Origin of the sequence: Thermoplasma sp. Kam2015, assembly GCF_003205235.1 — an archaeon.
Classification (GTDB): Archaea; Thermoplasmatota; Thermoplasmata; order Thermoplasmatales; family Thermoplasmataceae; genus Thermoplasma.
In genome coordinates this window covers 1-12,630 of sequence record NZ_QJSM01000025.1, presented here as the reverse complement: position 1 = coordinate 12,630, position 12,630 = coordinate 1, and the positions used below count along the sequence as shown (strand labels likewise).

The 12,630-nt window shown below is 46.0% G+C and carries 15 protein-coding genes; 10 read left to right on the top strand and 5 right to left on the bottom strand.

All coding sequences use genetic code 11. The features are described from left to right. Positions 1 to 31: 31 nt before the first annotated feature. Together DMB44_RS05365 and DMB44_RS09315 are read right to left on the bottom strand one after the other, a co-directional pair. Positions 32 to 1,255, bottom strand: coding sequence for an RNA-guided endonuclease TnpB family protein (locus tag DMB44_RS05365; protein ID WP_110641595.1), 1,224 nt, complete (start codon positions 1,253 to 1,255; stop codon positions 32 to 34). A gap of 3 nt (positions 1,256 to 1,258) precedes the next feature. After that, positions 1,259 to 1,519, bottom strand: coding sequence for a hypothetical protein (locus DMB44_RS09315; protein ID WP_153280165.1), 261 nt, complete (start codon positions 1,517 to 1,519; stop codon positions 1,259 to 1,261). A 78-nt stretch (positions 1,520 to 1,597) separates the two neighbouring features. Here DMB44_RS09315 and DMB44_RS05360 point away from each other — a divergent pair, with 78 nt between their 5' ends. The 10 genes from DMB44_RS05360 to DMB44_RS05315 all read left to right on the top strand — a co-directional run bounded on the left by DMB44_RS05360 (position 1,598) and on the right by DMB44_RS05315 (position 10,325). Continuing rightward, positions 1,598 to 2,476, top strand: coding sequence for a hypothetical protein (locus tag DMB44_RS05360; protein ID WP_110641593.1), 879 nt, complete (start codon positions 1,598 to 1,600; stop codon positions 2,474 to 2,476). Further along, positions 2,476 to 3,324 (top strand): hypothetical protein, encoded by an 849-nt coding sequence (locus tag DMB44_RS05355; protein ID WP_110641591.1) that lies wholly within the window; start codon positions 2,476 to 2,478, stop codon positions 3,322 to 3,324. Before DMB44_RS05360 ends, DMB44_RS05355 begins: the two co-directional genes overlap by 1 nt. After that, positions 3,311 to 4,507, top strand: a complete 1,197-nt coding sequence (locus DMB44_RS05350; protein ID WP_153280164.1) for a hypothetical protein — start codon at positions 3,311 to 3,313, stop codon at positions 4,505 to 4,507. The genes DMB44_RS05355 and DMB44_RS05350 overlap by 14 nt, the downstream gene beginning before the upstream one ends. Before the next feature lie 4 nt (positions 4,508 to 4,511). Beyond that, entirely contained in the window at positions 4,512 to 4,979 is a 468-nt protein-coding gene (locus DMB44_RS05345; protein ID WP_110641587.1) for a hypothetical protein, read from the top strand. After that, positions 4,960 to 5,841 (top strand): hypothetical protein, encoded by an 882-nt coding sequence (locus DMB44_RS05340; RefSeq protein ID WP_153280163.1) that lies wholly within the window; start codon positions 4,960 to 4,962, stop codon positions 5,839 to 5,841. The genes DMB44_RS05345 and DMB44_RS05340 overlap by 20 nt, the downstream gene beginning before the upstream one ends. A gap of 472 nt (positions 5,842 to 6,313) precedes the next feature. Then, complete coding sequence (locus DMB44_RS05335) at positions 6,314 to 6,505, top strand: hypothetical protein (protein ID WP_110641583.1); 192 nt, start codon at positions 6,314 to 6,316, stop codon at positions 6,503 to 6,505. Further along, positions 6,489 to 6,800 (top strand): hypothetical protein, encoded by a 312-nt coding sequence (locus DMB44_RS05330; protein ID WP_110641581.1) that lies wholly within the window; start codon positions 6,489 to 6,491, stop codon positions 6,798 to 6,800. The genes DMB44_RS05335 and DMB44_RS05330 overlap by 17 nt, the downstream gene beginning before the upstream one ends. A 10-nt stretch (positions 6,801 to 6,810) precedes the next feature. Continuing rightward, positions 6,811 to 7,791, top strand: coding sequence for a transposase (locus DMB44_RS05325; RefSeq protein ID WP_110641579.1), 981 nt, complete (start codon positions 6,811 to 6,813; stop codon positions 7,789 to 7,791). Positions 7,792 to 8,397: 606 nt separating this feature from the next. Next, entirely contained in the window at positions 8,398 to 9,078 is a 681-nt protein-coding gene (locus DMB44_RS05320) for an MvaI/BcnI family restriction endonuclease (protein ID WP_110641577.1), read from the top strand. After that, positions 9,078 to 10,325 (top strand): DNA methyltransferase, encoded by a 1,248-nt coding sequence (locus DMB44_RS05315; protein WP_110641575.1) that lies wholly within the window; start codon positions 9,078 to 9,080, stop codon positions 10,323 to 10,325. Before DMB44_RS05320 ends, DMB44_RS05315 begins: the two co-directional genes overlap by 1 nt. Positions 10,326 to 10,593: 268 nt before the next feature. Here the strand turns inward: DMB44_RS05315 and DMB44_RS05310 are convergent, their stop codons facing one another. From DMB44_RS05310 to DMB44_RS05305, 3 genes are all read right to left on the bottom strand, one after another. Beyond that, on the bottom strand, positions 10,594 to 11,010 hold the full coding sequence (locus DMB44_RS05310) for a site-specific integrase (protein ID WP_110641573.1): 417 nt from the start codon (positions 11,008 to 11,010) through the stop codon (positions 10,594 to 10,596). Further along, a complete protein-coding gene (locus tag DMB44_RS09310) occupies positions 11,007 to 11,183 on the bottom strand; it encodes a hypothetical protein (RefSeq protein WP_153280162.1) in 177 nt (58 codons plus the stop codon). The genes DMB44_RS05310 and DMB44_RS09310 overlap by 4 nt, the downstream gene beginning before the upstream one ends. 165 nt (positions 11,184 to 11,348) lie before the next feature. Next, entirely contained in the window at positions 11,349 to 12,023 is a 675-nt protein-coding gene (locus DMB44_RS05305) for a hypothetical protein (RefSeq protein WP_161952103.1), read from the bottom strand. Positions 12,024 to 12,630 lie beyond the last annotated feature (607 nt).

The following is a 12,630-nucleotide window of genomic DNA, read 5'->3' as shown; positions in this document are numbered from 1 at the left end:
AAATGGGAAAATCCTCAAGTGTGAGCTACTCCTAAGCTGAAGCTTCGGAGCTTCCTGATTCAACGACCGACATCTGCCTGTACGGATATATTCCATACAAGCCCGATGTTGCGATCTCCACAGGCGTAAGTTCGGACTGCACCAGCCCTACTTTTATAAGTCCAATTTTCCTTATGTTCTTGGCGGCATTCAGATCCCTGTCTATGATGAGACCACATACATCACAATGATATATGCGATCTGATAACTTCAGATCATGCTTTATGTTACCGCATCTTGAACATATCTTAGATGATGGATCGAATCTTCCTATCTCTATTATATTCTTTCCATATTTTTCTGCTTTCCATTCCAGTTTCTGCTTGAAGGAATAGAAAGAAACATCACTTAGACTCTTTGCAATATGGTGGTTTCTAAACATGCCTGATACGTTCAGATCTTCGATGACGATGGTATCGTACCGCTTGGCTATCGCAGTCGATATTTTATCATCGAAGTCTTCACGCATATTCCTGATCTTCATATACTCCTTCTGTAATTTAAGTATATGCTTCCTTCTATTCTTCGATCCATTCTGCTTTCTTGATAACTGTTTTTGTAATCGTCTTATTCTTTTTTCTATCTTCTTTATGAACCTTGGATTCTCTATCACTGTTCCATCCGATAATGTTGCGAACTTCTCGATGCCTAGATCTATGCCAACGGAGTTCTCTTCAGATAATGGTTTCTTCTCTGGGAACTCTTCTGGTATCTCATATATTATGGAACAGTAGTAGTATCCTGAATCCTTTGTTATTATTATCTCGTTGACGTCTTTGATCTTTGAAAGTTTCTCTCTAGATCCCTTGAAGTATATGCCTTCAGAGAACTTTGGGAAATAGATCCTGTTTCCTTGAATTTTTATGTGCTGTGGTACTGCAAAGTATTCGTTAATACCTTTCTTTTTGAATCTTGGATGATCTGCATTCTTATGAAAGAAGTTCTTGAATGCATTGTCTAAGAAACGTAGAGACATCTGAAGTGATTGGGCGTTGATCTCGTACAGCCATGGATATTCCTTCTTTAGATCGATGAGCATGTTCTGTGTGTCTAAATAGTTTAAAGAGGATTTTTTAGCATCCCTATGCGTTATATAGTATTCGTCCCTCTTCGCTAAGAAATAATTGTATACGAATCTACAGCTGCCAAAGTGCTTCTCCAGTAAAATTTTCTGTCCTTCGTTTGGATACAGCTTCACTTTGGTGGCTGTTATCACTATCTATAAGTATGGTAAATTGTTTATAAATATTTCCATTGAGGGAAGTCCGTGTATCTCTTGTACGAAGAGGTTGAGATTTACAGCTTCCCCCAAACCCCTAACTTCTCTTTTAAATACGCGAACTTTAAATTTTTCTTGAGCATTCATTTTTTGAGGTGTAAATGAATATATGGGAGCAGTTATATCTGCGGCGTTAATCATAATAATTGTGATATTGTTCATTGTTTTTGCAGTTAAGATGGGCCTTACCCTTCCAATCATAATATCGGATGTACGTCACTTCATCTCAGGATCGCTTGTGCTGGCCCTTCCGAATATGCCACATCAGGTGTTGGGCGCATGAACAGGGCGTTCATTTTGATTCTTCTGGCGTCCGCTGCCGTGCTTCTTTCTGCACCATCGACTGCTTCGGCGTCAGCCCCACCTGCACCTGCCAATCCCTATATATCCGTATGGTCTTCATCACCCGTCACGAACATAACGCTGGCGGTGCCTCTCGATTCATACAACGACACCGTGTTGCCCGTGATCAACGTCTTCATAGACTACGGCCAGTACAATATTTCCTACAATGGAAAGGTTGTGCAGAACGGATTTGCTTCAACCCCGGAGACCGTATCCTTTACGATCAGCGGGCACGGGGACCTCTACTTCAATATAAGCAAGGCGCCTGGCTCAACGCCGTTGTCTTTCTATGCGTTTAACGTTACCGTCGTGCAGTCGGTTACCACATACAGTTTTCAGGCTGTCTACGCGGTTTCCACGCTGGGAAGCAATGACCAGTTCCTCTACGCCTCCCCGCTCATCGCTGCAAACGCCACCTACCGCATTCTGCCCATAATGTATCCATACTGGAACATTACCATGTATTCGTCGCAGAAGGCCACTTACACCATATTCTCAAACGGAGGCTACGTAGCATCTGGTTCTTTTGTCGGCAAGCATACATTCCTACTCTACGTCAACGCGAGCACATCGGACGTGGTTGTGGATCTTAATTCGGTAGCGTACAGGTTTCAGGGCATTCCAATAGCGACGGCTCCACTGCAGAAGATATATGCCCCACCGGCGCCCATTCCTATATATACCCAGGCCTATCTTAATCTCTTTAAGGTAAAGGTTGATGCGGGTGTTGTGCTGATCATAGTTGCGAGTGCCCTTATTGTAGGGCCTATTGTTGCGAGAAGAAAGGACCGCAAAGCTATAAGGGTGGATTGATGGGTCTAATATCGAGAATAAGAAATAAGAGAATAGCCCGTGAAGAGAGCTACATAGAGAGGGAGCAGGCCGCCATCAGAGCAGCTGTAACCGGAGAAAAACCTGACGTCGATCTTGATACGCAGACTGAGGCCATGATTGCGAAGCTGAAGGAGATCATGGAGCAGACCTTCTCGCTGAAGAGGGACATCATCGACTCCCTCCCCTCTATAATACTTGGCGCGGTGCTCTTTACCGCAGCCTATTTCCTCGTAGGCCTGACGATAGCCATCCCCACGCTCATCTTCGGTATGCTGATCAGCGCGATCCTCGTCAGCAGGTTCTACCATCCAGCGTACACGAAGGTGTACTATGATAAGATAGACTCTGAACATGGCACCATAAATAGGGGTACTTACTACATCCCCGCAAAGGTAATGCAGTATATACAGACAGACGGCCTGGTTAACACCGTCCGCAGCACTGACGGGGGAGTCGCCTACGCCGTGGATGATATGGAGTTTGCGGATAATGGGGACTATCCAGTATGGATGCACTTCCAGTGGCACCATTTTCCTGAGCACAGGTTCATAGCAAAGGCCTCTGTTTACGACACAATTGTGCCCTTTGTGAACCTCACGCTGCAGTACGATGAGACGTTGAAGGAGACCCTTGACTTTGAGTCGTTTGTGTTCGGCAAGGACCTCACAGACCGCAGGCTGCGCATAATCGAGAGCGCAAAGACAGATGAAGCCGGTGCGGCCACGGCAGAGCTCAACGACCTCAAGAATAGGCTGAAGCAGATGAAGGAAATGCTCGACAGCATGGAGAAGAAGGGCGAGGTGGCTGATAACAATGGCGGGCAGTGATTTTGATGACATGCTGTCAGGCCTCGGCAGCACCGAGGAAAAATTCAGGAAAAAGCTGGAACACCAGAGGCGTGCATCGGAAGAAGTCCTGCACCGTGCAGTGAGGAAAAAAACTGGCAGGGACTACTATCCGAGGTCTTTCCCATACCGCGTCCCGCAGGAGAGGTGGGGCGATGAGCTGTTCTTCAGGGATCTGGAGTTTGAAAACCCAGGGCTGAAGGACAACTCCTATTACGATATGAAGAGAAAGTCGGTGATAGAGAGGGAAGACCCCTCGTCCAAGTTCACGTTTCCGTCTATTTCGGATCTGCTGGACGACACAGTCGAAGCGGTTGTTGTGCGTATCCCACCACAGCACCCCGATCACACGGAGATAAGGGCAATGGAGGAGATAATGACTCCGATGTTCTTCAAAGTGGCAAAGAATGACACGCTGCCAGGCTGGAAACCGCTTCAAAGCCCATTTCCGATGAATACCTATATGAAGACCGAGGGGCACCCTCCATTCGAGAAGCGGATATGGATATTGAAAGTGCAGGGCGACAGGACGGGAGTGTACGAAGAGAAGCTCATAGACTTTGCCATCCTCTCTCTTGATCCGCTGGTATCGGCCTACAGGCTTGACGACGGCTGGCATGTGCTTGGCCGCCCGGTCGGCATTGAGGACGCTGGAAGATCCATGATACCGGTCTACCCGTTGTCCATAGCGCCGTTCCGCGTTCCTGAGCCGAACGGCATCCGTTCGTATGTATTCTTCGGCAAGGTGCCTGAGTATGTGGCGTTGGAGAGGCTCAAGGTGATGATTGCGGTCTATAATATGGATAACGAAGCCGTTCTGGGTTATATGGAGGCTATGGGCTACACTCAGGACGAGGTCGCTGGCATGCTCGATGGCCTTAAGGAGAGCGTCTCGATCATATCCGAAATAAGGCGCATATTCAAGGGCCGTCGGTTACCGAAGAAGAAGCGCCAGCCGCCTTCTGTGGATGCGCCTGCGGAGCCGAAGGTGGAGCACCGTGCAGAGGCTCCGAGTACTCCAGTGTCCTTCAGCCGTGGCGCTGAGGCTCATGACGGGGGTTTGGAAATTGCTACAGATGTATCAAATTTCACGCAGACAAAGAAAAATAAGCTTCTACAATCAATTATAAGTTTTGCCAAGAAATTGAGGCTCAGGAGGAGGTGAGGAAGTGGTTGACGCCAAAGATCCGGTCCTTGCTCTCTACTACAGCCTCTCAGACACGCTTAGGAACAGGGATCCTTCACCAGAGCAGCTGGAGCAGAACCTGATAAGCATCGTCCAGCTGCATACTATGCTGATGGCCATAGTGGAGAATACGCCCAACATGTCCGGCACCTATGCGCAGATGAACTATCAGACCAAGCTCTCCTCTATATACCATCAGCTCAAGCAGGTAGAGCCGCTTATAGAGGTAAACTTCTATAAATTCAGGTGGAAGTACCTGCATTACCTCATGATGTGGTTCGGGCAGATCACAGCGCTGATGAAGACCATGGGATACATAGGCGAGGATGTGGTGCTCTCAACGAGCGATGTCCTCTCAAGCGATATGAGGCTGCCGCCAGTTGACGGCGACAGCGGTCCATCGAGCGACGATGAACCAGAGAACATGGCGGGTGACGAGATTGATGGATGAAGGCGGCTATGAGGGCATAAGCGGTGCATCATGGAAGGACGTATGGATCCTCCGCTGGATACACCAAAGGAGGATAGAGAAGAGGCCTATCAACGTCGTATTCATAGGACAGCCGGGGTCTGGCAAATCGTACGGGGCCCTGAGCCTTGCCTACCTCGTCGATAGGAACTTCACCGTAGACAACGTGGTATTCTCCATCCCCGAGTTCCTGAAGATACTGAACTCAAGGCCACCGCCCGGAACGGTCATAGTATTCGATGAGGCCGGTCAGGGCATAGACAGCCAGGAGTGGCAGAGCAAGGAGCTGATACTGTTCGGAAAGGTATCCGAGACCATGAGGTACAGGAACCTCATCGTCTTTTACACCGTGCCTTCGCTGCCCAGCATCACGAAGCGTTCAAGGGAGCTCATACAGCTGGTGCTTGAGGCCACAAGGGTGCGCGGGACCTTCAAGCCGTTCCTGCTTAGCCCCTCGCCGGACAAGAACGACCCGCGCAGCTGGTTCAAGTACCCGGTCATAGTAAGGCATTACAGGGAGGGCATTGTGAAGGAGATCAAGAAGCGCATAGTCCTCCCAATGCCACCGGCTTACCTTTCTTCAGCCTACGAGGCTAAGAAGGATGCGTACCTCACCCCGTTCTACGAGAGGATAGAGCAGGTCGCAGCAGAATATACAGACACGTACTTCGACCGCATTCTGGAGAAGGTGTCGGGCAGGGGGCGTCCCAAGGCGAAGGCAAAGGCAGACAGCATGAAGAGCGCTGACGTGGGCGATGATATATTCAACAGGGTCGCAGAGGAGATGGACAGGAAGGAGAGCGAAGCCATCCGGAAGGCGCAGAAAAGCAAGAAGAATGCCTGACGGAAAAATTGAGCATGAGTCCCAGCCTTCAGCGAGGAAGGGGTGACAGGGCGGGTCCGTCAAAGCTTGTTCGTTTTCCCATGTCTCTTCCCACCGTCCATTTGCCACGTTTTCCCCACCACTGGGCGCATGCCACAGTGAACGGTCTACTAAGAGTTCATATAAATTAAGCCTCCGCGGGCGGAACGCACCGGCGCAAACGCAGGGTGGCTGTCCAAAAATTTTTCACTATAATTTTTTTTCCGTTTGTTTACAGCAGACCCAGTTCTTTCCGTTTTTATTCATAAATGATTTATAATTCATTTTAGACGCCTGTCCGCTGTCAGGTGCAGAAAAACCCGTGCGTTCTTCGATATCGTGCGTTTTCATGGGCTTCAAAGTTTGGCGTTCCGACCGGAAGATCGGCAACCGTCTGTATCAATGCTGGCAAAGATTTATATGCCATCAATGATTGCGGGATCGAGGTTGAAAAATGGACATGGAGGAAGCGATGGTGAGCAAGGCATATAGGATACCGGATGAGACGATCCGGAGGCTGAACGAATGGAAGAAAAAGCGAGGCGGCTATGAGCCGTTTGAAACTGTGGGCGATGTGATAGGGGAGCTGCTCGACGAGGTTGAGAGGCTGGAGAGGCTGGAGGAGCAGCATGATCAAGGTAACTGAGAGCGAAAGCTCAATTTCGCTCGTCTACGTCTCCAAGACGGGAAACGTCCTCCGCCTCAGGCGCTTCAACGAGGCCGATTCAGTGAAGATGCGCGGAATGCTGAAGGAGATAGGGGCAGTCGGTGGCGTCTTCGATGACAGCTTCCTTGAGGTCGTCGCATACCTCTCAACTATATCCGTCAAGGATCCCGAGATCAGGCGCCTGGTCGTGGAGAGGGCGAAGAACGAGATGACCAGGCACCGCATTGAGTCTTCGCATACTGCACTCAGCATGGACGGAGCTGAAATTCGTTGAGGGACCTTGCATGAAAGACGATGGTGAAAAGAGATTCGCGAAGCTGGCCACATGGATCATAGAGAAGAAGGTTCCACCGGATCCGGCCATAGACCCCATCCTGAAGTACTTCATGGATCTGAAAAACACCGAGGAAAACCTTTCCAGATCCATCGTCCCCTGGGTTGCCAAGATGCCCATCTACGAGCACTATCTGAAGCACATCAAGGGCATTGGCCCGATCCTTTCAGCGAACCTAATAGCGATGCTCACGCCGATCGATAGGTTCCCGAAGCCGTCAATGCTTGTCGCCTACGCCGGCCTCGCCGGACAGTTCTACCGCATGGAGTGCGCGAATGGCCACAAGATCATATCTTCATCGCCAAAAGCATCCTGTCCTGTTCTCGAATCGAATACGGACGGCGAGGGCAGGGCATGCGGAGCGCCCATCGTCAAATCGGTGCTGGAAAAGAGCATCATGAGGCATGAGGCCGGCTACCATGTGTTCCAGAACACCAGGCTCAAGGCAACGCTGTTCAAGGTGGCCACATCCTTTGAAAAGCTCTCAGCGGACAAATCCCAGTACAGGGCCTTGTACGAAGCCAAGAAGGCAGAATATGCGTCGCGCGAGGGCATCAACAAGGGGCATGCGAGGATGATGGCCCTGCGCTACGTTGAAAAACGCTTTCTAGTGAACCTCCATGTAGTATGGATGCGGGGGATCGGCAAGGAGGTTACGCCCTATGAGGCCACGCTTCCGAACCATACCATCGAACCCATACGGACGGATGATGGATACCCCCTGCCGCAGCCAGGGTCGTTTGAGGCGGTGGATGATGAAGCGTCCTGGGCGGTGAAGCAGCTGACCGACAACTACTACGACATACAGATGATGCGTATTAGGGCCTTTAACAATATCGTCGCATGGCTTTCAACGAATCGCGAGAGGCTGCCTGAGGAATATCGGGAATTCCTGAAGAGGAAGGAGAGCGAAGGCGACTCCGAGGATTGAATCTGAAAGTGTCTATGAATGCGAGCCGGTGTTGGAGTCAAAAAGTTGAGTAGATCTGCGAACCTGAATAATCCTCAAAACGCGGGCAGAGAGTGTGATGCAAAGAAGGATTCAAAAAGTAGATGGTTTATCTGAATTTCAAAAAAAGTCAGGAGTTTGAGGGAAGTGGTAAAACTCACTCTTCGTACAGGAGATGCACGGACTTCCTTCAATGGAAATATTCATAGATCGTCTTCCCATATTTTTTTGTATCATCCACGATAACCAAGTGGATGATAACTGAGTAGGATCGTTGCGAACCGAATACATGCCTGTGGTTATAGCGATATATGGCTTTTACGTATGTCCGGAGAGGCAGAGGTCTCTTCGATGGAAGGAAGTTCCGATGCTTTAGCTTAGGAGTAGCTCACTGTGAATATATCATATATTGCGGAGAGTTCATAGGGAAGAATAAATAGAATAGTGGACATATTGCTATTACAATGCGGAAATTATCCATCAAAATACAAAGAAGATTGACAGCAATTTGACGGTGAAGATAGATAAAGCAAGATCTTCTCAATTTCCTCAAAAAATTTAAAATGTGTTATGGATTACGAGCAATATATGGATCTTAATGAATTCAAAATACGCTTTAGGCAGATACAGAGCAAAGGTTATGTGAAATCACTTAGAGAAGGCCCAACTGGAATAGGTATGACGCTCGAAACGCTTTTAGGCATCCATGAGAATAACATATCGTTGCCAGATATAGATGGCATTGAGCTTAAGGCGCATCGCGAAGATTCCAACAATATGATTACCCTTTTTACGTTCAACAGGGGCGCATGGGTGATGGATCCTTTAGAAGCCATTAAAAAGTATGGAACGCCTGACTCAAACGGCAGGCTGGGGCTATACTTCACCATGAGCTTCAGGCCTAACAACGCGGGCTTGTTCCTATATGCAGACGACCAATACGTCATGGTCAGGCACATAGATGGCTCGACCATTGTAAGATGGCGATTTGATGATCTCCAGAACCAGTTTGAGCAAAAAATTCCGGCCATTATCATAGTCTATGCTAGGGTGGAGGAGAGGATAGATGGAGAATATTTCAATTTCTATAAGGCCATTCTTTATAAAGGAGCAAATAAAGATATAATCCGGGACAGCATCTTAAATGGCATAATACTAATAGATCTCAGGCTGCATTACGCCGGAACAATGGCTAGGAACCACGGCACAGGATTCCGCGTGCACCCAACTGATTTACCGAAGGTTTTTGCATCTGCTGAGGTTCTCTGATGATCGAAGGCATGGAGGACTGGACATTCAAGGATGCTGATACGAGGCGCTATACCCATATATACCATGATTATCCGGCAAGGATGATACCGCAGGTGGCAGAACGCCTGCTCGCTATGTACGGCTCCAATGCTAGACTTTTGTACGATCCCTACTGTGGTACAGGTACCTCCCTTGTGGAGGCAGAGCTGAAAGGTATAGACGCCATCGGCACAGATCTAAACCCGTTGGCGAGGCTTATCGCGGAGGCTAAGACGGATCCATACATAGATCCAAATTCCGTATCGGAGCATATGCTCAGGCTCGACTTCGAGTGGAGCGATCTTAAGCCTGACATCCCGAAAATGAAGAACATAGATTTCTGGTTCAAGAAAGAAGCTGCCTATTCTCTGGGAAAGATCAGGAATTTTTTAAATAACATCGAGAATAAGCATACGAAGCTGTTCTTTGAAGTAGCTTTTAGCGAAACTGTCAGAGAGAGTTCAAACACAAGGAAAGACGAGTTCAAGATTTTTAGATACGATGATGAGAGGCTAAAGGCATGGAATCCGGATCCTCTTCGTATATTTAAGGAGAAGCTGAGGAGGAACCTCGAGGGTCTGATTGAGTTTAGGAAAGAGATATCGGCGTTCGGCAGTCCACCTCATGTATCGGTATTTCCATACAACTCGGTCAACGAGATCCCAAACAGCGATATCCCCGAGGGCTCAGCTGATATAATAATAACATCTCCGCCATACGGCGACTCGCATACCACCGTCGCCTATGGCCAGTACTCTAAATTCTCGTCCATATGGCTGGGGCTAACCGATAGAAATATTGACAAGAAACTGATGGGCGGGTCTAAGGCTAAGAGCATAGATGAGTTTCCATCAGAGGTCTTGAATAAGGCCATATCGGCTGTTTCAAATAAGAATTACGAAAGGGCCTTGGAAGTTTCATCCTTCTATGCTGACCTTCTTAGTTCCATTGTAAACGTATCTAGAGTCCTGAAAGCAAATGGATATGCCTGCTATGTTGTAGCCAATAGAACTGTCGCCTCGGTAATACTTCCCACCTCAGACGCGATACGGGATTTCTTTGAATCGCAGGGATTCGCCCACATAGCAACGTTTGTAAGGGATATACCAAATAAGAGGATGCCTCTAAGAAACAGCCCGACCAATGTATCCGGCGAAACGTCAAGTACGATGCTTAAGGAGCACATTATTGTCATGCAAAAGGGCAAAGGCTTGAGCTGCCCCTAGCTGAATCTTCGATTTCTCCTTTCATCGAAGAGATCTCTGCCTGTACGGATATATTCCGTACAAGCCCGATGTTGCGATCTCCACAGGCGCGTATTCGGTCCGCACCTATCCCACTCAGGTATCGTACACTCGTTTCTCATGGCTGATACAAAAATATGGAAAGATAATTTATAGCTCATTTTATTGAGGGGTGTTCGTGTATCTCCTGTCCGAAGAGAGGTTTTACTGCTTTTCTCAAGCTCCTAACCCCTCTATAAATACCACCCCATCACCTCATATTCTCCATAAACTGGCTTGTATCCATTCCAGTAATCTGTGTATAAATGCTTGTTGTGAATATGCTTGAATGGCCCAGCCATTCCTGGAGCACGGATAATGGAACATGGTTCATTATTGTTTTTACACCAAATGTATGCCTGAACTTGTGCGCATGGATTTTAAATTTTAAATCCCTCTGCATCCTTTTTAAATACAAATCAATGGCCTGCCTTTTCATTGGAAATATCCTTTCCCTGGACTTCATGTCAATATGGAACTCTATAAAATATGACATCATTGCATCCTTTGGATCTCTATGTAACGGGATTGTCCTTATCACAGGCCTGCTCCTCTTCGATGTTATTAAATCAATTGTATTGATATCTAAATGAATATCTATAGGCCTTATTGAAAGAGCCTCATCTATCCTTTCACCAGCCCATAATAGAGTTTTAAATAATAGAAAATACCTTTTGTGGTAATCAGACCTTTTTTTTCATTTTCCTGGATTTTATCTATAATCCATGACTGCATTGAAATTATCTCATCATCAGAAAAGAATTCTACCGGCATCTTTTCTGAGCCGGTTGTATCTTCCAAGATCTCGGAACTGGAACTATATTACTCATGTGATTAACAATTCATATATCCTTAAATAGTTTTCTTTCCATAAAATTTTGGGAATCATGTATGGATATATAAATAAATTATATCATATATACCAATATGATTGACAAAATGTAAGTTTTGTAAAGCAATAATCTTTCACTTAGTAATTTGTGATAACACATAATTATTAATTAATTTCTCTAAAATATCAAACGCATCATTCAGATTTTCCCTGCATTCTTTTTCTGTTGTAAAAGTCTTTGGGTATTTCCCAATATTATTGTTCTGCAATTTTACCTTTCTCTCTATAAACTTACGCATATTTTGTTTGCCTTTTAGAAAATAATGGGCTGAGAAATGGCCTGCTTCATGGATTTCTCCAAGTTTGCCCGCATCCTTATCATTAATAAATTTTTTCTCTTTTAGTGCCTCTATCCTTTTATCCCATTTTTTATAATTTTCAAACCTTGAAATGCCATCAATTGGCTTTAAATACCATACAGCAGTTTTTTGATCATTAAATATAACTTCATAGTTTAAGGCTACAAACATTATTGCATCTATTGTATTTCTTAGCATCACCATACAGGCATCGAACATCCCGATTCTGTATGATTCTATTGCCTGTATCATAGTAGTTGTAGCCTCTGAAAAAACATCAAATTTTACAATATTTTTTAAATCTGTATATCTGCATTGGTCAAAATATCTTAGAAGCAACTCATCGCATTCTCTATCCCTTTCTTTTCTACCTTTTTTTCCTCTTGTATTGTTTAAATATATTGCATCATTTATCCGCTTTAAGCATTCAGCATCGGTAAATTCATCCATAAAGATAAAATGCATGAATAAATTTAATATTTATTGAATTTAAAAGAGAAGTTAGGGGTTTGGGGGAAGCTGTAAATCTATCCTTCAGACAGGAGATACACAGACTTCCCCCATTAGAAATATTTATGATTTTTCTTCCTATATTTTTCCGTATCATCCACGATAAACAAGTATACGATAAATGGGATCGATAAGATCCGAATATACGCCTGTGGTTATATAGATATGTGGCTTGTACGTATGTCCGTAAAGGCAGGCGTCTCTTAGATGAAAGGAAGCTCCGATGCTTTAGCTTAGGAGTAGCTCACAGGGGAATATTTGGCCTGCTCTGTTTCATAGGAATAATGTGAAGTTTCAGAAATAATTGGCGGTATAGAAATGAAACTCCGCATTATTGACCCCCATGTTGGAGTTTTCAAAAAATAGAGATTATCAACATATTGAATATTTTCATTTTTATGGTATTATCGATGTCGCATCGAGATAGTCCTCAGGCGCATAGAAGCTGTAATAATTGCCGTTGACCGTGAACGAAACTGGCATATAGGAGCTGTAGTCGGATAGTTTATAATTCGATCCGGGATTTATCAGCGCTTGGTTATTCAAA